Annotated in this window: 17 protein-coding genes and 1 pseudogene; 10 read left to right on the top strand and 8 right to left on the bottom strand. The window is 64.2% G+C overall.

Annotated features, from left to right (window positions below; genetic code table 11):
- The 6 genes and pseudogenes from NCS02_RS00005 to NCS02_RS00030 all read right to left on the bottom strand — a co-directional run.
- Positions 1-242, bottom strand: a pseudogene (locus tag NCS02_RS00005) (glutamine amidotransferase); the annotation flags it as partial.
- A gap of 153 nt (positions 243-395) precedes the next feature.
- On the bottom strand, positions 396-1,040 hold the full coding sequence (locus tag NCS02_RS00010; protein WP_008352413.1) for a MarR family winged helix-turn-helix transcriptional regulator: 645 nt from the start codon (positions 1,038-1,040) through the stop codon (positions 396-398).
- 734 nt (positions 1,041-1,774) lie between these two features.
- Complete coding sequence (locus NCS02_RS00015; RefSeq protein ID WP_008352412.1) at positions 1,775-2,887, bottom strand: YbdK family carboxylate-amine ligase; 1,113 nt, start codon at positions 2,885-2,887, stop codon at positions 1,775-1,777.
- Between the two features lie 40 nt (positions 2,888-2,927).
- Positions 2,928-4,130, bottom strand: coding sequence for a cation:proton antiporter (locus tag NCS02_RS00020; RefSeq protein ID WP_008352411.1), 1,203 nt, complete (start codon positions 4,128-4,130; stop codon positions 2,928-2,930).
- A gap of 803 nt (positions 4,131-4,933) precedes the next feature.
- A complete protein-coding gene (gene mnmC, locus NCS02_RS00025; RefSeq protein WP_250522789.1) occupies positions 4,934-6,745 on the bottom strand; it encodes a bifunctional tRNA (5-methylaminomethyl-2-thiouridine)(34)-methyltransferase MnmC2/FAD-dependent 5-carboxymethylaminomethyl-2-thiouridine(34) oxidoreductase MnmC1 in 1,812 nt (603 codons plus the stop codon).
- A gap of 18 nt (positions 6,746-6,763) precedes the next feature.
- Positions 6,764-7,798, bottom strand: coding sequence for a VTT domain-containing protein (locus NCS02_RS00030; RefSeq protein ID WP_008352407.1), 1,035 nt, complete (start codon positions 7,796-7,798; stop codon positions 6,764-6,766).
- Between the two features lie 298 nt (positions 7,799-8,096).
- On the opposite strand from NCS02_RS00030, the gene NCS02_RS00035 reads away from it, so the two are divergent.
- Positions 8,097-8,375, top strand: a complete 279-nt coding sequence (locus tag NCS02_RS00035) for an HU family DNA-binding protein (protein WP_008352404.1) — start codon at positions 8,097-8,099, stop codon at positions 8,373-8,375.
- Between the two features lie 80 nt (positions 8,376-8,455).
- Here NCS02_RS00035 and NCS02_RS00040 read toward each other — a convergent pair whose 3' ends face one another.
- Together NCS02_RS00040 and NCS02_RS00045 are read right to left on the bottom strand one after the other, a co-directional pair.
- On the bottom strand, positions 8,456-9,718 hold the full coding sequence (locus tag NCS02_RS00040; protein ID WP_250435363.1) for a GTP-binding protein: 1,263 nt from the start codon (positions 9,716-9,718) through the stop codon (positions 8,456-8,458).
- Between the two features lie 139 nt (positions 9,719-9,857).
- Entirely contained in the window at positions 9,858-10,301 is a 444-nt protein-coding gene (locus tag NCS02_RS00045; RefSeq protein WP_033536472.1) for a lytic transglycosylase domain-containing protein, read from the bottom strand.
- 603 nt (positions 10,302-10,904) lie between these two features.
- Between NCS02_RS00045 and gspD the strand changes: the two genes are divergently transcribed.
- From gspD to gspK, 9 genes are all read left to right on the top strand, one after another.
- A complete protein-coding gene (gene gspD / locus NCS02_RS00050; RefSeq protein ID WP_008352397.1) occupies positions 10,905-13,292 on the top strand; it encodes a type II secretion system secretin GspD in 2,388 nt (795 codons plus the stop codon).
- Positions 13,289-14,776, top strand: a complete 1,488-nt coding sequence (gene gspE / locus NCS02_RS00055; RefSeq protein ID WP_008352395.1) for a type II secretion system ATPase GspE — start codon at positions 13,289-13,291, stop codon at positions 14,774-14,776. Before gspD ends, gspE begins: the two co-directional genes overlap by 4 nt.
- A 4-nt stretch (positions 14,777-14,780) precedes the next feature.
- A complete protein-coding gene (gene gspF, locus NCS02_RS00060; protein WP_008352392.1) occupies positions 14,781-15,998 on the top strand; it encodes a type II secretion system inner membrane protein GspF in 1,218 nt (405 codons plus the stop codon).
- Entirely contained in the window at positions 15,998-16,411 is a 414-nt protein-coding gene (locus tag NCS02_RS00065) for a general secretion pathway protein GspC (protein WP_175979674.1), read from the top strand. The genes gspF and NCS02_RS00065 overlap by 1 nt, the downstream gene beginning before the upstream one ends.
- A gap of 152 nt (positions 16,412-16,563) precedes the next feature.
- Positions 16,564-17,034 carry a type II secretion system major pseudopilin GspG gene (gspG, locus tag NCS02_RS00070; protein ID WP_008352390.1) on the top strand — a complete coding sequence of 157 codons (471 nt, stop codon included), beginning with the start codon at positions 16,564-16,566 and terminating at the stop codon, positions 17,032-17,034.
- A 16-nt stretch (positions 17,035-17,050) separates the two neighbouring features.
- Positions 17,051-17,524, top strand: coding sequence for a GspH/FimT family pseudopilin (locus NCS02_RS00075; RefSeq protein WP_008352389.1), 474 nt, complete (start codon positions 17,051-17,053; stop codon positions 17,522-17,524).
- Positions 17,524-17,910, top strand: a complete 387-nt coding sequence (gspI, locus tag NCS02_RS00080; protein ID WP_008352388.1) for a type II secretion system minor pseudopilin GspI — start codon at positions 17,524-17,526, stop codon at positions 17,908-17,910. The genes NCS02_RS00075 and gspI overlap by 1 nt, the downstream gene beginning before the upstream one ends.
- Complete coding sequence (locus tag NCS02_RS00085) at positions 17,888-18,562, top strand: PulJ/GspJ family protein (protein WP_239294371.1); 675 nt, start codon at positions 17,888-17,890, stop codon at positions 18,560-18,562. Before gspI ends, NCS02_RS00085 begins: the two co-directional genes overlap by 23 nt.
- Positions 18,559-19,680, top strand: coding sequence for a type II secretion system minor pseudopilin GspK (gspK, locus tag NCS02_RS00090; RefSeq protein WP_250457078.1), 1,122 nt, complete (start codon positions 18,559-18,561; stop codon positions 19,678-19,680). Before NCS02_RS00085 ends, gspK begins: the two co-directional genes overlap by 4 nt.
- The last annotated feature ends 15 nt before the right edge of the window (positions 19,681-19,695 follow it).

Here is a 19,695-nt window from a genome sequence, read left to right on the forward strand (position 1 = left end):
TGTTTTGTTTTTTGTATTTTGGTAAGGTGGGGCTGTATTTTGTTTTTGTGCGGGTCTACAAACGCCCCGTGCGGGGGGGGGTGGGGGGGGGGGGGGGGGGGGGGGGGGGGCGGGGCCCCCCCCCCCCCCCCGCGCCCGACGTCCAGATACCGCACCGGCAGGCCGCGATCGCCGAGCACGAGTTCGAGGCTGCCCAGATCTTCGAAATAGACGTGGCGAATCGCCAGGACTTCATGTTTCATCGGCGGCTTTCCGTAGGTCGAGCGCGTGTGGCCCGGAACGAAGTTGTGACGAGCCGCGCCTCGCGGTGAGGCGCGACGGGCACAGTCTAACCGACTCGCCGCGGCCCCACAGCGCCGGATGACGCCGAATGGCTTGTACGCCGTCCGCCCGGATCAGGCGACCTGGGCGAAGACCTTCCAGCTTTTCTTCTGCGTGGCGACGTCGGCTTCTTCGTATACCGAACAGTCGAGACGCAGATCGGTGTCCGCCATGTCGATCTGAAGAAGCGAGCAGTGATGCGGCGTCTTCTTGGGATTCTTGCTCGCTTCGAAGTGCGAGCAGGACAGACACATGCGGTGCGCCGGAATCTGCTGTTGCGATTCGAGCTGACGGATGGTCTTGAGCAGCGTGCGGTAGAACGCAACCTGCTCGTCCTCGCGCAGCGTGCCGACCGCCTTCGCGAGGAAGTCCGGCCATTGCAGCGCCTTCTTCGCGGCCGTGCGGCCACGCGCGGTCAGACGAACCGCGAGCGCGCGGCCATCGTCGAGCGCGCGGCGCTTTTCGACGAGACCCTTGCCTTCGAGCGTGCTCACCGCATCGCTCGTCGTGGCGGCGGTCAACGCCGTTTCACGCGCGATCTCGCCGAGGCGCATCGGCCCCTTGCGCTGCATCAGCAGAACGAGAATTTCACCCTGGGTCGGCGTCAGCCCCGCGCCTTCCGCCCATTCCCATGCCTGGCTGCGCATCGCGGTGCTCAGCCTCAGCAGGCCGTGGGTCACCCGCCCCGTCGCCTGCTCTCCGTAAACGCCTTCACTCATAGTCTTTCGCTTGTTGTTCCGCTTATGTGTTTGACGGCACGTTCGCGCCGACCGCCGCGAACACCTCGTCCGAAACGCCGTCCGCAGAAGAGTACTCCGAACCCCTTGCGAGCTGCACTTCGTTCTCGGTCCCCGCCGTCTCAAAATTCAGGCGTGCCAAGCCAATTAGCGGTGCCTGATTGGGGACATTGCAACCCTCTTCGTTTTGCGCCTTCTTATGGTCCTGCTCGTGGCGCTGTTTTCCTGCCGACTATAACGCTACGCCAGCAAAGTCGCCATTCTAAGCGACCTAGAACAAACGTACACCTTAATTATCCACGCAGAACTGTGGATAACCCGTGGAAAAACGTCTTCTTTGTTTGTGGACGTATTCTTGATAACACTGCCGGCGCGTCGCACGCCCTTCGGTTGTCCAGAATTTCGTATCGCGACGAGCGCATGATCCACATGGTTATCATCGCGCTAGCACGTTGACTCTGAACCTCTTTTTGACGTTTTCCACAGCGACGCACCGGCCTTGTTAACTACTATTACGGATGTATACGGATTCTTCGAAGTAAACCTTAGCGACGTCGAATCGGTTCTTTTTCAAACGTTGCCGTGAGCGCGTTATTCCCGTTGCTCGTCAAGCACATGTTTCATTCGGCTCAAAAACAAAGGCCGCTTCGGAATAGTTCGAAGCGGCCTTTCGTCATGATTCGCTGAATTGCATCAGCGTAAGCGTAAGCGCTGCGTTATCGACGCCATTGCAGACATTGCTGTCTGACTGCCTCGTGCAGCGACTTCTCCTTGTCGACCACGCCGCGCAGCCACGTCGCGTCGTTCACGCCGCGCGCGATGTCCGCGACTTCCGCGAGCGCGGCCTGCGAGCCGAGCGCTTCGGCGTGCGGCGCGAGCACGTCGAGCGTTGCCAGAATGTCCTCGCCGATGGTCTGCCGCTCGCCCGTCTGCGGATGGATGCAAGTGCCTTCCAGCCCGAAGCGGCACGCCTCGAAACGGTTGAACGTGTAGACCAGATAGTCGTCCTCCCGCGGCGTCAGCGGCTTGTCCAGCAGCAGATAGCGCGAGAGCGTCTGGATGTAGCAGGCGATCGCCGCGGCACGGTCGACGGACAGCGGCGTGTCCATCACGCGCACTTCGATCGTGCCGAAGCCGGGCTTCGGCCGGATGTCCCAGTAGAAGTCCTTCATGCTGTTGACGACGCCCGTGTTGACCATCTTCGAGAAATATTCCTCGAAGCCGTCCCAGGTCAGCACGAAGGGCGCGCGTCCCGACAGCGGAAAAGCGAATACCGAGTTCAGACGCGCCGAGTGAAAGCCCGTATCGACGCCCTGAATGTAAGGCGACGACGCCGAAAGCGCGATGAAATGCGGGATGTAGCGCGACATCGCATGCAGCAGGAAGAGCGCGCTGTTCGGATCGGGACAGCCGATATGTACGTGCTGCCCGAACACCGTGAACTGTTTGGCAAGGTATCCGTACAGCTCGGAAATGTACTGAAAGCGCGGCGCGTCATAGATCTGGCGATCGCTCCATTGCTGGAACGCATGCGTGCCGCCGCCCGCAAGCCCGACGTTCAGCTGGTCCGCCGCGGCGACGAGCACGTCGCGGATCTTGCGCAGATCCGTCACGGCCTGCTCGTGCGTCGTGCAGATGCCGGTCGACAGCTCGATCATGCTTTCGGTGATTTCGGGCGTGATGTTGCCCGGAATCTTTTCGTCCTTGATGAGACGCATGAGGTCCGACGCGGCGCGCGTCAGATCGTAGTCATGCGTGTTGACGACCTGGATCTCCAGCTCGACGCCGAACGTGAACGGTTCGGAGTTGATGAAAGGTTCGAGTGCCATGGCGCCTCTTGAATGAACAATGCTTGAAGAGTACGGGCGCTTACTCGCGCCGCTCGCCCACCGCCGACAGGCTACGGTACACGACGAAAGGCGAGACGATCTGCAACACGACGATCGAGCACATGACGATCGCGCGCAACGTCGGGTCGTAGTCCGGATAGAGCACGTACATGTCGTCGACGAGCAGATACGCGAGCGCGGACATCGGCGTGAGCGCGACGCCGAGCGCCGCGCCCTGCTTCCAGTTGAGGCCGCTCGGTTTCGCGAAAATCAGCACGCCGACCAGCTTGCCGACGAAACGCGCAACGATCAGCCCGACCGCCGCAACGCCGCCGAGCGCGATGTCGCGCCAGTGAAACGATGTCAGCGTCAGCGCGAACAGGATCACGGTGAGCAGCCATCCGGCGGAACCGAAATGCGACGGCCACAGTTGCGGGCGTTCATCGGCGTTCTTCACGATGATGCCCGCGGCGAGCAGCGCGAGAATCGTCGACAGCTTGAAGATGTGCGCGATCGCGATCGCCAGCAGCACGAGCCCGAAGAGCGCGACGAACGAATGCTCGTCGTTCGCGGGCAGGCGCCGCACGAGCATGTTGCACGCGCGCGCGAGCAGGAACGCGAGCACGAGCGAACCGATCAGCAGATAAAGCGGCTGCAGGATCGTCGCAAACGCATTGCCGTAGATTTCCTGATGCAGCACGCCGGCCGCGAGCTTCTCGACGACCACCGCGTACATGCTGTTCAGCGCCGTCAGCGTCAGGAGGCGCTGCGTGACCTGGCCTTCCGCGCGCAATTCGGTCTTCAACTGGATGACCATCGCGGGCGACGTGGCCATCGCGATGGATGCGATCACGACCGAAGGCATCGTCGGCACGTTGAGGAGCGTCAGCGCGATCAGCACGAGGCCGAACGTGAGCGTCGATTCGGCGATGCTCGACAGAATCAGATACGGATTGCGGCGAATCCAGCGCAAGTCGAGCCGTCCGCCCAGTTCGAAGAGCAAGAGCCCGAGCGCGACATCGAGCAGCGGCCGCGACAGTCCGCCCGCGCTCGCGTCGATGACGCCGAGGCCCGCGTTGCCGGCAATCAGCCCGATCACCGCGAAACCGGTGATGCGCGGCAAGCGCCACGCGCGCCACAGCAACTCGCCGGCGAGGCCCGCCGTGACGAGCGCGAGGCCGGCCCAGAGAATCGCGTCGGGTTCGAGCGGCCAGGCGGGCAAAAATGAAAATGCCGAATTCATCGTATGGGATTCTCCTTCGGTGCTGCAGCAGAGCGTGCACGTTCCGTTGCGTGACTCGCATCGGCGGCGCGCGCTCGCGGACGAGGCGCATCCGCCCGGCTACGCGAGCGTTGGTTCATTCAGGCGAATCGAAATGCGAACGAACACGGCGTCACGGCGGAACCGTGCACGAATTAGACGACGCGTCCGGCTGACCACGAGACGCCTTGCATGCCCTCAATGTCGCACCGGACATCTCCGATCCGTGTGACATGAGTGGCGCATGCGGCGCCCGCTCGGATGCCGGGCCGAACGCAGCAAACGACGGTTGCGGCTTCGTTGATCAGATTCTTGGCTCGCAACCATCGTTCCATTGAAGCGGACGCCATCTTGGAGAGGGCGCAACGCAGGAAGAAGCGCGATTGTGCCATACCTCGCGTCGCCCGGCAGAAAGTCCAAGCTCATGATTCTTATGAAGTAAAAGCGACTGCCAGGCTCGAACGCGAATGGCAAACCTGACCGGCTACCGGCTTGCCCGTCGATCGGACTTCCACGTTTACGGCCGGCCGATGAACTCGCCGTCAGGTGTTTACAGGTTTACTGTATATAAACGTAGTAGTGGTTAACAAAGCAACGCCTTTTCTGTGGATAACATGGGTTTTGTCTTTTCATTCAATCATTTGGAGAAAGCAGAAGCGGGCCGTAAACATGTTGGCGCCGCGCGGTGAACGCGGAACAACTTTTGGCCGCGTAAACCGGACGCCTCAGTTGTCCCGTTTACGTGCACAACGCGTTCACACGACTTTCACACGCAATTCGACGGCTTATCCACAACTTGCCGGGGATATCTCGCCGTGCCTCAACGCCTTTAGCAAAAAGCGGGCTGGATCGATGGCTTCGGCCAGTTCGCGCTCGATGGGCCAGGGTTCACCTTCGACGAGCGAAGCGATCAGCTCGGCCGCGAGCGTCGCCCAGACGAGTCCGCGCGAGCCGAACGCAAACGCGCCATAGAGACCCGGGATGCGCGGCAGATCGAGCGGCCACGCGCCCGACAGTTCACGCGCATCGCGGCGCGCGGCGTGTTCGTCGGCGAGCTGGCCGATCATCGGCATGCGGTCGCTCGTCACGCAGCGAAACGCGACGCGACCCGCGCGTACTGTGCCCGGCATCAGCGCGAGGTCTGGCAACATGCCCGCCACGCGCCCGATGTTCTCCCGATGTCCGGCCTCGCGGATCGCGCGATCGGGATCGTCGATGTCATACGTCGCGCCGACGAGCGTGCCGCCCGCGCCGAGCGGCACCGCGTAGCCTTCGCCAATCACCGGCATGCGCAGAGGATCGAGCGCGCAGCTATCGAGCACGGTGAGTTGGCCGCGCACGCTGCGCGTCGGTTCGCCGTACAGGCCAGCGAGCCGCGCCGCATCGTGCGCGTTCGCAAGGACGATGACCGGCGCGCTCGCGATCTCACCGCCGCTCGCGTCGAGCGCGCGCCAGATGCGGCCATCGTGTTCGATGCGCGTCACTTCGGTATTCATGCGCGCCGTGATCCGCGCCGAAGCGTCATCGATTTGCGCCGCGCACACGGCCGCAGGCGAGATCGCACCGCCGCGTGGAAAGAACCAGCCGCCGCGCGCGACATCAACGCCCGCGATGCGCGATGCATCCGCGCGCGTCATAGCCTGCACGTAGTCGGATGGATACGCGAATCGCGCGATGGTGGCGGCGAGCGCATCGGCGTCTTCGGCCGTATCGGCGATCTGAAGCAGACCCGCGCCGCTGCGATGCAACTCGTGATTCGCGTCTTCCAGCGCGCGCCATCGGCGTAACGCGTAGAGAAATGCCGCGCGCGTGAGGCGTGCGGCGACGCTGTCGTCGCGCCAGACGATCGGATGAAACACGCCCGCCGGATTGCCCGATGCATCGCGCGCGGAGACCGCATGACGATCGATCAGCGTGATGTGCCAGCCGCGCGCGGCGAGCCGCGAACTCACCGCGCAGCCCGCGAGCCCCGCGCCGATGACGATGGCTTCGCGCGAGCTCGCGTCGCAACGCAGCGGCGGTTCATGACGACGCACACGCCAGCGCGGTGCGAAGCGCGCAACGAGCGGCGAATCCGTTGCGTCGGGCGAGCAGTCGAAACCCGACGATGCCAGCGCGCGCCGCAACGTCGGACGATGCGCCGGAGAGGCGTTCGCGCAAACCGTCGCGCCGTCGCCGGCAAAGCGCGCGAGCGTCTTGCACAGCTTGCGCGGATCGTCCGGCGCATCGAGATGAAACGCGTCGGCGCGCAGCCAGAGTTTCGCGAGCATCTCGTGGACGTCATCGCCGATGGCGAGCGTCAGCACGACGCGCCCATCATCGAACTCGAGGCGATGCACGCCCGGCACGCGCACCGGCCAGGCGCGCGCGAGTTCGGCGGCGAGCGGCGATGGATCGTCGGCCGAAGGCGGTTCGTTCAGCGCATTCGGCTGCGCGATAGCGACGACATGCAGCCGCTCGCAACGCGCTTCGTCGTCGCGCCAGCGTTGCCAGAGCGGAAGGAAGGCGCTGAACGTCGTATCGACGAAAGTGAAGATGCGTTCATGCCGCCAGCGCACGGGCAGATCGTGCGGCGCGAAAAGCAGGGATTCGGTCATGCGAAAGATTGGGAAACATCAAGCCGAAGATGACTTGGCGATGGCCGGCGCCATGCCGTTCGCGGCGTCTTCGATCATCAGCGGTTCGAGCGCGTAGCCCGCCGCGCGCCATGCTTCGAGGCCGCCGAGCAGCGGCGCGACATCGGTGAAGCCGTGCGCCGTCAGCTCTTTGGCGGCGAGCGCGGCCGATACTTCGCTCGGGCAATCGCAGTAGGTCACGAGCTTGCGATCGCGCGATATGCCGGCGAGTTGCGATGCGGCGTCGTCGTGCAAGAGCAGCGCGCCGGGAATCGCGAACGGATCCATCGCGCGACGTTCGCGTCGGCGCACGTCGATGACGAGCGGCGGCGGCTCGCCTTCTAGCAGCGTGCGGAGCATTGCTATATCGATGCGCGCCATGCGCAGCCTGCGCAACAGCGACACGCGCTGCCACCAGCGCACGGCGAGATAAAGCGCGAGCGCGATGACCGCGATCGCGATCACGCCGCGTCCGAACAGGTCGAGCCAGGCGAGCACGCTATCGACGAGATCGGCGAACATCGCGCCGAACGCGACGCCGATGCCGGACCACAAGAGCGCGCCGAGCGCGTCATAGAGAAGGAAGCTGCCGATGCCGATACCGGTCGCGCCCGCGACGGGAATAGCCAACGTCGACAAGCCGGGGATGAACTTCGAGACCGCGAGAATGCGTACGCCGAAGCGGCCGAAGAAGTCGAGGCTGCGGTTCACGCAGGTATCGCGCGAGATCGAAAGCTTGCACATGAAGGCGAGCACGCGGCTGCCGTAGCGGCGCCCGAGCCAGAACCAGAGCGCATCGCCGATGAGCGCCGCGATGCTGGCCGTGGCCACGATGGCCGCGAGCGCCTCCCACACCGCCGATGGAAAGCTCGTTGCAAGCCCCGAACCCGACGCCGAAGCGAAGCTCGCGGAGACCGCGATCGCTCCCGTCAAAACCAATGTGGGCAAGGCTGGGAGCGGCAAGCCGAGGCACTCGAGCAGAACGTTGGCAAAAACCAACGGCAGGCCGTATTCGATGATCAGCTCGCGTAGCATGGTTCGCGCCCTGGTGTTCTACGCCCAAAAAAGCGGCCGGGAGCCTCAAAAATATAAGGGTAAATCTTTGAAACCCTTATCCTGATTGGGTTTGCGCTGCGCTATCATACCAAGCGCCGCGTATAGAGGCGGCGCGAAGGCGACGAAGTGAAGCAATGCCGGTGAGATGCCGCGCAAGAGCGCCGAATCGTCGGGGAGGCACGCCAGAAGGCCGTCCCTACTCGACTGCACGGTTTGCGCACGTATAATCGGCGCGTTCGCGCTGTTCGTGTCAACCTAAACTGATAAAGGAACCTTAATGAACAAACAGGAACTGATCGACGCCGTAGCCGCGCAGACCGGCGCCAGCAAGGCTCAAACCGGCGAAACGCTGGACACGTTGCTCGAAGTGATCAAGAAGGCTGTCTCGAAAGGTGACGCAGTGCAGTTGATCGGCTTCGGCAGCTTCGGCTCGGGAAAGCGCGCAGCGCGCACCGGCCGCAATCCGAAGACCGGCGAGTCCATCAAGATTCCGGCCGCGAAGACGGTCAAGTTTACGGCTGGCAAGGCATTCAAGGACGCAGTGAACAAGCGGTAAGCATCTTGCCGATTGTGCGGCTACTCGAAGTAGCCAGATGTACATGACCCGCCCTTCGGCGGGTTTTTTTTCGTCCGGCATCAATGCCGATGATCGTCGCAATCGCAGTCGGGACCGTGGTCGTGGTCGTGCTCATGATCGTGGTCCTCGACTTCCCACGCGGGGAACGGATCGGCGAAGCTTCGCCAGGCGTCGGGACCGCGCGCCCATTCGTCGTCGGTGAGCAGACATGCGTCGAAGCGGTCTTGCCAGACGGCAGGATCGAGATTCAATCCGATCAGCACCAGCTCCTGCCGGCGATCGCCGATGCTGTTGTCATCCGGATCGCCATACCATTCCGCGACGATTTCGGCTTCGAGCTCGGGATCGTCAGTCGGCCATTCGCTGCGATCCTGCGCGGCCCACCATAGTCCCGCCGGTCCATGCCGGACCGTTCCGCCCGCTTGCGACAGCGAGCCGCCTACATCGCTTCGCGTCGCGAGCCAGAAGAAGCCCTTCGCGCGCAGCACGTCGGGCCATTCCTGATGCAACAGATTCCACAGACGCTCGGGATGAAACGGCCGGCGCGCGCGATACACGAAATGGCCCACGCCGAACGCATCGGGTTCGTCGGCCGACGGATGTTCGCCGTTCAGGATCGCGAGCCAGCCGGGCGCGCTCGCGGTCGCATCGAAATCGAAACGGCCGGTGTTCAGCACGTCGCCGATGGGAACGTCGCCCGATTGCGCCCGGACCTGGAGCGCGCGCGGATTGAGACCATGCAGGATGCGCGCGACCTTTTCGATTTCATCCGCGCTGGCGAGATCGATCTTGTTGATGACGATGACATCGCAGAATTCGATCTGTTCGATGAGCGTCTCGACGACCGTCCGATCGTCTTCGTCGTCATGGCCTTCCGGCGACAGACCGCGCTCGGCGAGCGAATCCGCGGACGCGTAATCGCGCAGGAAACTCGCGGCATCGATCACGGTGACGAATGTGTCGAGATGCGCGTGGCCCGCGAGCGTCGCATCGTCGTCGTCGCCGAACGCGAGATGCTCGGCGATGGTCATCGGTTCGGCGATGCCCGACGTTTCGACGACGATCGCATCGAAGCGCTGCTGCTCCGCGATCCAGCTGATCGCGCTTTCGAGCGCTTGCATCGACCGGCTGCCGAGTGTCAGAAGCAGGCAGCCGTTGGGCAGTTCGGTGGTTTCGCGATCGGCGCCGGAAGCGGCTTTGCTGCACGTCACTGCGCCGATGCGCACGCCTGCGGCGTTCGCGAGCAAGGCATCGACGAGCGTGGTCTTACCCGCGCCGGTGAATCCCGATAGCACGGTAATGGGCAATGGCATCTGATTCATCGCAATGGAGCGTGACAGGGAACGGAGCGCACGAGCGCGAACCCGCGCTGCCGGTCGGGCGGCGCGGGCGATCGAATAGGGGATTTTGCATCAAATGCACGCCGTGCGCGGCGCACATGCGGAAAAGCGCGGGCGAAGGTCAGCGCGTAGCCTGAAGCAGCTTCCAGCGACGCAGGATCTCGATGATCTGCGCCGAGTACTTGTCGCGCAGCGCAGGTGTTTCGGAATGGTAAGCACCGACCGCCTGCCACGAATTGCCATACTTGTTCATCTTCTGACGCAGATGCCACGCGGCCACATAGACGCTCTTGCACGGCTCCATCAGCGTGCCGCTCGAGATGCCGTACTGGGCGAGCGTGTTGAGATGGATCGAGTTGATCTGCATCAGCCCGTAATCGGTCGAACCATTGGCGTTCTTGTTGATGGCGTCGGGCTTGTTGTGCGATTCCTGCCACGCGATCGCGCGCAGGATGAGCGGATTGACCTTCTGATACTTCGCCGCTTCGTCGAAGCAGTCTGCGTGCGCGGCCGCGGCCGCCATGAGCGGCCCGCATATCGCCAGTGATCGCAATATTCTCTTCATCTTCCTTCTGCTCCATCCGCGCACGCGGAACGTCATGCCGCCGTTGCGGCGCCTTGGCGCCAACGCCAACAAATCAACGTCCGCGGCCGGGCGTGCATGGGGAAAACCCACCCTTTCTGTAACCGCCCGGAATGCGGAACCGACCGTATCATACCGGCTGACGAATCCGCCCAAAAGTTGGCTATCAGACATACGCCCGTTTCGCCCTCCGAAACCCGCATGCGCGCGAGGCGCACCGGCCTATTGATCGGACTTGTTCTAAATGTCTGAATAATAAGACTTCTGGACGTTGTACAATTCGGCTCCCGCGTACATCGGCCGAGTCTCGGAATCGTTCAGATACGGTCTATCGGCAAGTTATTCGAAAGCTTGAGAGCGCTGGATTTTGTATCGCACGTGGCAGCCTAGGGCAACGTGATCCGGAACGAATTGGCACAATTCCGTTACACAAAGCTGCTATCGTCATATTTTTTAAAATAACCGCGAGGGGTCGGGCCTGCCCGTTCCACACCGCGGTTGGCGGCGCTCTCGGCTGACGAGCGGGGCTGCCTCAGCCGGCTCCGAAGACCCGGCTCTGACATCAAACCCATGAGAAGACAACCTATGGCACTGCGTCGTCTGGCGACGGCAATGCTGGCGGCGGGACTTATCGTCGCCCAAGCCGCGCACGCGCAGGTGACGTTGAATTTCGTCAACGCGGATATCGACCAGGTCGCGAAAGCGATCGGCGCCGCTACCGGCAAAACGATCATCGTCGATCCCCGCGTCAAGGGGCAACTCAATCTGGTTTCGGAGAATTCGGTTCCCGAGGACCAAGCGCTGAAGACGCTCCAGTCGTCGCTGCGCATGCAGGGCTTCGCGCTCGTGCAGGATCACGGCGTCCTGAAGGTCGTGCCCGAAGCCGACGCCAAGCTGCAGGGCGTGCCCACGTATGTCGGCAATGCGCCGGCGGCGCGCGGCGATCAGGTGATCACGCAGGTCTTTCAGTTGCACAACGAATCGGCGAACAACCTTCTGCCGGTGCTGCGTCCGCTGATCTCGCCGAACAACACGATCGCGGCGTATCCGGCGAACAACACGCTCGTCGTCACCGATTACGCGGACAACGTGCGCCGCATCGCGGGCATCATCGCGGGCGTCGATACGGCGGCGGGCCGCTCCGTCGACATCGTCACGCTGAAGAACGCGAATGCGATCGACGTCGCCGAGCAGATGAACAAGCTGCTCGATCCCGGCGCGATCGGCAGCACGGACGCGACGCTGAAAGTCACCGTCACGCCCGATGCCCGCACCAACTCGCTGATGTTCCGTGCATCGAGCAGCTCGCGCCTCGCCGCGGCGAAGCAACTGGCGCAGAAGCTCGACGCGCCCACGACCCAGCCCGGCAACATGCACGTCGTGGCGCTGCGCAACGCCGACGCGACGCGTCTCGCCAAGACGCTGCGAGGCATGCTCGGCAAGGGCAACAACAGCTCGGACAACACGTCGAACACCAGCTCGAACACGTTCGGTCAGAGCGGCGGCGGTCTCGGCAATTCGTCGATGTCCACCGGAACGTCCGGCACGCCGCCGCTGCCGGGCGGACTCAGCGGCAGTTCGGGCAGCGGCAGCAATCCGATGTCGGGCGGCACCGGCAACAAGGACTCGAGTTTCTCGTCGAACAAGGACAACGATTCCGGCAACGACCAGGGCGGCGGCATGATCCAGGCCGATGCCGCGACGAATTCGCTGATCATCACCGCGGCGGATCCGGTTTATCGGAACCTGCGCACCGTGATCGACCAGCTCGACGCGCGCCGCGCGCAGGTGTACATCGAAGCGCTGATTGTCGAACTTTCCGCGACGAGCGGTTCGAATCTCGGCATTCAGTGGCAGGGCGCGCTGCTTTCCAACAGCGGCAACAACGCGCTCTACGGCAGCTCGAGCTTCGGCGCCGGCAATACGAACATCGTCGATCTGACCTTGCAGGGCAACGCGATCGCGCAGAATCCGTCGTCCCTCACGTCGACGTCCGGCCTGCTCGCGCAAGGCTTGAACATCGGCCTTTTGCACCGCTTCGGCAATCTCTTCGGTCTCGGCGGACTCTTGCAGGCGCTGTCGACATCGGCGGATGCGAACATCCTCTCGACGCCTAACCTCATCACGCTCGACAACGAGGAAGCGAAGATCGTTGTCGGCCAGAACGTGCCGGTCGTGACGGGTTCGTACGCGACGCCGACCGCCAACGCCGCCACGTCGGTCACGGCGTTCAACACGTTCGACCGCCGCGACGTGGGCGTGACCCTGCACGTCAAGCCGCAGATCACCGACGGCGGCGTGCTCAAGATGCAGATCTATCAGGAAGATTCGAGCGTCGATTCCACGACGAAGAACGATCCGGGCGGCGTGACGATCAACACGCGCTCGGTGCAGTCGACGATTCTCGCGGACGACGGCGAAATCGTCGTGCTCGGCGGTTTGATGCAGGATCAGTACAACAACAACAACAGCAAGATTCCGCTGCTCGGCGACATTCCGTTCATCGGCAGCCTGTTCCGCAGCGAAGGCAAGACGCGCACGAAGACCAACCTGATGGTGTTCCTGCGTCCGGTGATCGTGCGCGACCAGGCGACGGCCACGCAGATCGCCAACACGCGTTACGACTATCTGCGTCAGCAGCAATACGGCTCGACGACGGATAACCGCATCATCAAGGATCAGAACGTGCCGGTCATGCCGCCGAAACCGCTCGGTCCTTCCGAAGGCGGTGGACCGCCGGCCCAAAATCTGCTGGACTGGAGCGATACGACGCGCGGTCCCGGCCCGAGCACGACGCTGCCACAGAATCCGGATGCCGGCCCCGCGCCGCAACCGACGCAGACCGCGCCGCAATCGACGCTGCCGCCGCAAAGCACGTATCCGGCGCCGTCGAACGGCGCGACGAACGCGATTCCGGCCAATGGCGCGACCAACGCCATGCCGGGCAATGCCGCAACGGGAGTCCATCCGTGAGCACGGTCAACGATGCAGTCGAGAGCGCGAGCACCGCGGCGTCGCCGCTGGCGGCCCGGCTCGTGCCTTACGGCTTCGCGCGCAGCGGGCAGATTCTGCTCGCGCATCAGCACGCGGACAGCATCGAAGTCTGGATAAGCGAGCGCACGACCGACGCGGCGCTCGCGGAAGTCGCGCGTAATTTCGGCGCGCTGTCGATCATCCGCAAGCCCGCCGACGAGCTCGCCGCGGCAATCAACTCGGCCTACGCGCGCAACGACGGCAGCGCCGCGCAGGTCGTCGGCGAAGTGGAAGGCGAAGTCGATCTGTCGCGCCTGATGCAGGACATTCCGGAAGTGGAAGACTTGCTGGAATCGGAAGACGACGCGCCGATCATCCGCATGATCAACGCGCTGCTCACGCAGGCGGCGCGCGAACAGGCATCGGATATTCACATCGAGCCGTTCGAGAACGCGTCGGTCGTGCGCTTTCGCGTCGACGGCACGCTGCGCGACGTCGTGCGGCCGAAGAAGGCGCTGCACGGCGCGCTGATCTCGCGTATCAAGATCATGGCGCAGCTCGATATCGCCGAAAAACGTTTGCCGCAGGACGGGCGCATCACGTTGCGTGTCGGCGGCCGTCCGGTCGATGTGCGCGTGTCCACGCTGCCGACCGGCCACGGCGAGCGCGCGGTGCTGCGTCTCCTGGAAAAGGACGCGCAGCGCCTGAATCTCGAAACGCTCGGCATGGCGCGCGACACGCTCGTCCAGTTCGACAAGCTGATCGGCCGCCCGCACGGCATCGTGCTCGTGACCGGCCCGACCGGCTCCGGCAAGACGACCACGCTGTACGCGTCGATGTCGCGCCTCGAGACGACGACCACCAACATCATGACGGTGGAAGATCCGATCGAATACGACCTGTCGGGCATCGGCCAGACGCAGGTGAACGAACGCATCGGCATGACGTTCGCGCGCGCGTTGCGGTCGATTCTGCGTCAGGATCCGGACATCATCATGATCGGTGAAATCCGCGATCTCGAGACCGCGCAGATCGCGGTGCAGGCTTCGCTCACCGGCCACCTCGTGCTCGCCACTTTGCACACGAACGATGCCGCTTCCGCCGTCACGCGTCTCACCGACATGGGCGTGGAGCCGTATCTGCTCGCGTCGTCGCTGCTCGGCGTTCTGGCGCAGCGGCTCGTGCGCCAGCTCTGTCCGGTGTGCAAGGAAGAGCGCGTCGAGGAAGACGGCACGAAGCATTACCATCCGGTCGGCTGCGACCGATGCGGCCAGTCGGGTTATGTCGGCCGTCGCGGTGTCTATGAGCTGCTGCTGATCGACGACGCGATCCGCCCGCTCATCCATCGCAATGCGGCCGATGCCGAGATTCTCGAGGCGGGCCGCAAGCAAGGCATGCGCACGCTGCGCGAGGACGGCGATCGCTGGCTCGCGGCCGGCGTGACGTCGCTGGAAGAAGTGTTGCGCGTGACGGGCGGAGAATAAGCAGATGCCGGCATTCCGTTTCGAGGCGATCGATCACGCGGGCAAGACGCAAAAAGGCGTGCTCGATGCCGACAGCGCCCGCGCCGCGCGCAGCCAGTTGCGCACGCAAGGGCTGACACCGCTCGTCGTCGAGGCGGCGGGCTCGCGCACGCGCGGCGAGCGCCAGCAGCGCCTGTCGCTCGGGCGGCGGCTGTCGCAGCGCGAACAGGCGATTCTCACGCGTCAGCTCGCGAGCCTTCTGATCGCGGGCTTGCCGCTCGGCGAGACGCTCGCGGTGCTGACCGAGCAATCCGAGCGCGATTACATCCGCGAACTGATGGCCGCGATCCGCGCCGAAGTGCTCGGCGGCCATTCGTTCGCCAACGCGCTCGCGCAGCATCCGAAGGACTTTCCGGAGATTTACCGCGCGCTCGTCGCGGCGGGCGAGCATACCGGCAAGCTCGGCCTCGTGCTGTCGCGTCTCGCGGACTACATCGAACAGCGTAATGCGCTGAAGCAGAAGATCATTCTGGCGTTCACGTATCCGGGCATCGTGACGATCATTGCGTTCGGCATCGTCACGTTCCTGCTGAGTTACGTCGTGCCGCAGGTCGTGAACGTGTTCGCGAGCACGAAGCAGGCGCTGCCCTTCCTGACCGTCATGATGATGGCGCTCTCCGCCTTCGTCCGAAGTTACTGGTGGGCGGTGCTGATCGGCGTCGTGATTTTCGCGTGGCTCGTGAAGACGATTCTCGCGCGGCCCGGGCCGCGCATGTCGTTCGACCGCTGGCTGCTGGGCGCGCCGCTCATCGGCAAGCTGGTGCGCGGCTACAACACCGTGCGCTTCGCCAGCACGCTCGCGATCCTCACCGCCGCCGGCGTGCCGATCCTGCGCGCGCTGCAGGCCGCGGGCGAAACGCTCAGCAACACGGCGATGCGCGAGAACGTCGACGACGCCATCGTGCGCGTGCGCGAAGGCTCGTCGCTGTCGCGCGCGCTCGGCAACACGAAGACGTTTCCGCCGGTGCTGGTTCACCTGATCCGCTCGGGCGAAGCGACCGGCGACGTCACCACGATGCTCGACCGCGCTTCCGAAGGCGAAGCGCGCGAACTCGAACGCCGCACGATGTTCCTCACGAGCCTGCTCGAACCGCTGCTTATCCTTGCGATGGGCGGCGTCGTGCTCGTGATCGTGCTCGCGGTGATGCTGCCGATCATCGAACTGAATAATCTGGTGCAGTGATGAACGCCCTTCAAACTCGCTTACTGACGCTCGCCGCGCTCGCGCTCTTTTGCGTGACGGTGACGTATTGGGTCGTCACGCTGACTTCGCGGCAAACCGCGCCGCTGCCCGCCGCGGCGGCGACGCGCCAGCCGTCGGTCGAGCAGGCTGCGACCATTTTCGGCGGACGGCTGGAGCGTCAGGCCAATTCGGACGTGCATCTGTTCGGCATTCTCGCGCTGCAGGGCGGCGCGGCGGCCATCGTGAGCTACGGCGGCGAGGCGGCGAAAGCCGTGTCGCTGGGCGGTCCGCTCACGCAAGGCGTGAAGCTTTCGGAAGTGCGCGCGCGCTCGATCATCATCGAGCGCAACGGCGTCAAGTCGGAGATTTTCCTGCCGCAGAATCCGCCCGGCCCGACGATCTGGGTGCGCTGAGCGCGACGCGATGCCTCGCTTGCGGCCGAATCACGCGACGAAAGCGGATCGATAGAATGACCGGCGGCTTCGGCAAGGCGGAAAGCCGCGCGATTTTTGTAATCACCGGGCAAGACCCGGAAACAATATTTTCAATTCAAGAGGTAGCAGTCATGCAATTGTGGACCCAACGCCGCATGCGAATTCAACAAGCTCAGGCGCAAGGACGCCGCCAGCGCGGCTTCACGCTGATCGAAATCATGGTCGTGATCGCGATTCTCGGCATTCTCGCCGCGCTGATCGTGCCGAAGATCATGAGCCGCCCGGACGAGGCGCGCCGCGTCGCCGCGAAGCAGGACATCGGCACCATCATGCAGGCGATGAAGCTGTATCGCCTCGATAACGGCCGTTATCCGACGCAAGAGCAAGGCCTGCGCGCGCTGATCGAAAAGCCGACGACCGAGCCGGTGCCGAACAACTGGAAAGACGGCGGCTATCTCGAGCGCCTGCCGGCCGATCCGTGGGGCGGCCAGTATCAATATCTGAATCCGGGCGTGCACGGCGAAGTCGACGTGTTCAGCTACGGCGCGGACAACAAGGCCGGCGGCGAAGGCAACGATGCCGACGTCGGCTCCTGGCAGTAAATCGGCGGCTTGAATCGTGAACGGGCATTCGGCGGCGCGGCGTCAGGCAGGCTTCACGCTGCTCGAAATGCTCGTCGTGCTGGTGATCGCGGGCCTGCTCGTGTCGCTCGCGTCGCTGCAACTCACGCGCAACCCGCGCACCGATCTGAAGGAAGAAGCGCAGCGTCTCGCGCTGCTGTTCGAATCGGCGGGCGACGAAGCGCAGGTGCGCGCGCGGCCGATCGCGTGGCAGCCCATCGACGGCGGGTATCGCTTCGACATCCGCACCGAGGACGGCTGGCGTCCGTTGCGCGACGAACTCCTGCGTCAGCGGCGCTGGGAAGGCGGCGTGACCGGCGTATCCATCCAGTTCCTCGATTCGGACAAAACGGCGGGCCGGCTCGTGTTCGGCACGGAGGCCATCGACTCGCCCATGGAAATCACCTTGTTCTCGGCTGTAGGCCGCGTGACGATCGTCGGCAGCGGCAACGGCCGCTATCAGGTGCAGTGATGCGCCAGCGTCGTCATCAACGCGGCTTCACGATGATCGAAGTGCTCGTCGCGCTGGCGATCATCGCGGTGGCGCTCGCCGCCTCGGTGCGCGCGGTCGGCTCGCTCGCGACGGGCGAAGCGGAGCTTCATCGGCGGCTGCTCGCGGGCTGGAGCGCGGACAACGAACTCGCGCAGCTCAGGCTCTCGCATCAGTTTCCGGCGATCGGCTCGCGCACGTTCGACTGCTCGCAGGGCAATCTGAAACTCTCGTGCACGCAGCGCGTGAGCCAGACGCCCAATCCGATTTTCCGGCGCGTCGAGATGCTGGTCACGACGCCGGGCCGCTCCGGCTATCTGGCGCAAATGGTCACGGTGGTGGCGAATGAAACGAACCGCTCGCTCTGACCGCCGCACCAGTCAGCGCGGTTTCACGCTGCTGGAAATGCTGATCGCCATCGCGATTCTCGCGGTGCTCGCGGTGCTGTCGTGGCGCGGGCTCGATTCGGTGATTCGCGGCCGTGCGACCATCGAGAACGCGATGCAGGACGAGCGCATCGTCGCGCAATTGTTCGACCAGATGCGTATCGACGCGCGCCAGGCCGCAACCGACGACGAAGCCGGCCAGCCCGCCGTGCAGATCGGCAATGGCTCGCTGCAGATCGTGCGCGGCGTCTTCGCGCCCGGTACGGCGCCGCGTCTGCAAGTGGTGCGCTACAGGCTGTCGAACGGGCGGATCGTGCGCTATGCATCGCCGCCGCTGTCGAATGTCGGCGAAGTGCGGCGCGCGTTGCAGTCGGGCGATTCGGGCGACGGCTGGACATCGATTCCGCTGATGGGCGGCGTGGCGTCGCTCGCGACGCGCGTCTACATTCCGGAAAAAGGCTGGACGACGCGCATGGGCGACGTGTTCGCGCAGATCAACCAGAACGACAACAACCTGAAAGTGCCGCAACTGGGCAACGCGCCGCTGGCGCGCGCCGTGTCGGGCGTTCAGGTCGCGGTCGGCGCGCGCACGCTGGCGACGCCGATCACGCGCGTCTTTCTGGTCGGAGAATGAACATGGGCGCTCCGAACCGGAAGAAGCAGCGCGGCGTCGCGATCATCAGCGCGCTGCTCGTCGTATCGCTCACGGCGATTCTCGTCTCGGGCATGCTGTGGCGTCAGCAGGTGCAGATTCGGCGCATCGAGAATCAGCGGCTGCTCGCGCAGGCGCAATGGATTTCGCGCAGCGCGCTCGACTGGACGCGTCTCATCCTGCGCTCGGAAGCCGATACTTCGCCGACGGTCACGTATCTCGGCGGCGTGTGGGGCGTGCCGATCGCGCGGACGAAGCTGTCGGATTTTCTCGGGCAGATCGGTGAAGTGCGCGCGCAGCAAGGCGCGTCGACGTATCTGTCCGGCTCGATCGAGGACGCGCAGGCGAAATTCAACCTGCGCAATCTGGTGTCGACGCCGACGCCCGGCGTGCTGACGATCAACGTCGCGCAGATTCAGGCGTTTCAGCGGCTGCTGACGATGCTCGGCATCAACGGTTCGCTCGCGAAGACGGTCGCGCTGCAGATGCGCGCCGGCCTCGCGCGCTCCGCAACGCGCTTCCAGACGCAAACGGGCAACAGCGCGACCACGGCGAGCGGCCAGAACAACGAATCGACGACGCTCGCGGCGATCGCGCAGGGCGGCGGCGCGGCCGGCGGCGGCAATTTCACCGACGATCCCGGCCTGAAGGACGCGGACAGCAACGCGCCGGTCGCGCCCTTGCAGATGATCACCGTCGATTCGCTGCTCGACGTGCCGGGTTTTTCCGCGGAAGCGGTCGCGAAGCTGAGGCCGTTCGTCACCGTGCTGCCGACGACGACCGCCGTGAACATGAACACCGCGCCCGCCGAAGTGATCGCCGCGCTGATCCCGGGCATGAATCTGTCGCAGGGACAAGCGTTCGTCGCGCGCCGCGAGACGGTGTTCTTTCACGACATCGGCAACGTGCAGCTCGCGCTGACCGGCGCGGGCGTCAAGACGGTCTCGATCGATTCGAACGAGATGGACGTCACGACGAAGTATTTCGTGATCCACGGGCGCGTCGAACACGAGCGCGCGCAACTGGAGCGCACGACGCTCGTGTATCGCGATCCGACGACGCATACGACGCGCATCGTCTACACGCGTGATTCGCTGTAGAACCGATGCGCTGTT

Source organism: Caballeronia sp. NCF2 (assembly GCF_023631205.1).
Classification (GTDB): domain Bacteria; phylum Pseudomonadota; class Gammaproteobacteria; order Burkholderiales; family Burkholderiaceae; genus Caballeronia; species Caballeronia zhejiangensis.

Excerpts from the sequence above, each read along its gene's own strand:
- NCS02_RS00010 (WP_008352413.1), bottom strand. The coding sequence starts at position 1,040 with ATGAGTGAAGGCGTTTACGGAGAGCAGGCGACGGGGCGGGTGACCCAC.
- NCS02_RS00015 (WP_008352412.1), bottom strand. The coding sequence starts at position 2,887 with ATGGCACTCGAACCTTTCATCAACTCCGAACCGTTCACGTTCGGCGTC.
- NCS02_RS00020 (WP_008352411.1), bottom strand. The coding sequence starts at position 4,130 with ATGAATTCGGCATTTTCATTTTTGCCCGCCTGGCCGCTCGAACCCGAC.
- mnmC (WP_250522789.1), bottom strand. The coding sequence starts at position 6,745 with ATGACCGAATCCCTGCTTTTCGCGCCGCACGATCTGCCCGTGCGCTGG.
- NCS02_RS00030 (WP_008352407.1), bottom strand. The coding sequence starts at position 7,798 with ATGCTACGCGAGCTGATCATCGAATACGGCCTGCCGTTGGTTTTTGCC.
- NCS02_RS00035 (WP_008352404.1), top strand. The coding sequence starts at position 8,097 with ATGAACAAACAGGAACTGATCGACGCCGTAGCCGCGCAGACCGGCGCC.
- NCS02_RS00040 (WP_250435363.1), bottom strand. The coding sequence starts at position 9,718 with ATGAATCAGATGCCATTGCCCATTACCGTGCTATCGGGATTCACCGGC.
- NCS02_RS00045 (WP_033536472.1), bottom strand. The coding sequence starts at position 10,301 with ATGAAGAGAATATTGCGATCACTGGCGATATGCGGGCCGCTCATGGCG.
- gspD (WP_008352397.1), top strand. The coding sequence starts at position 10,905 with ATGGCACTGCGTCGTCTGGCGACGGCAATGCTGGCGGCGGGACTTATC.
- gspF (WP_008352392.1), top strand. The coding sequence starts at position 14,781 with ATGCCGGCATTCCGTTTCGAGGCGATCGATCACGCGGGCAAGACGCAA.
- NCS02_RS00065 (WP_175979674.1), top strand. The coding sequence starts at position 15,998 with ATGAACGCCCTTCAAACTCGCTTACTGACGCTCGCCGCGCTCGCGCTC.
- gspG (WP_008352390.1), top strand. The coding sequence starts at position 16,564 with ATGCAATTGTGGACCCAACGCCGCATGCGAATTCAACAAGCTCAGGCG.
- gspI (WP_008352388.1), top strand. The coding sequence starts at position 17,524 with ATGCGCCAGCGTCGTCATCAACGCGGCTTCACGATGATCGAAGTGCTC.
- NCS02_RS00085 (WP_239294371.1), top strand. The coding sequence starts at position 17,888 with ATGAAACGAACCGCTCGCTCTGACCGCCGCACCAGTCAGCGCGGTTTC.
- gspK (WP_250457078.1), top strand. The coding sequence starts at position 18,559 with ATGAACATGGGCGCTCCGAACCGGAAGAAGCAGCGCGGCGTCGCGATC.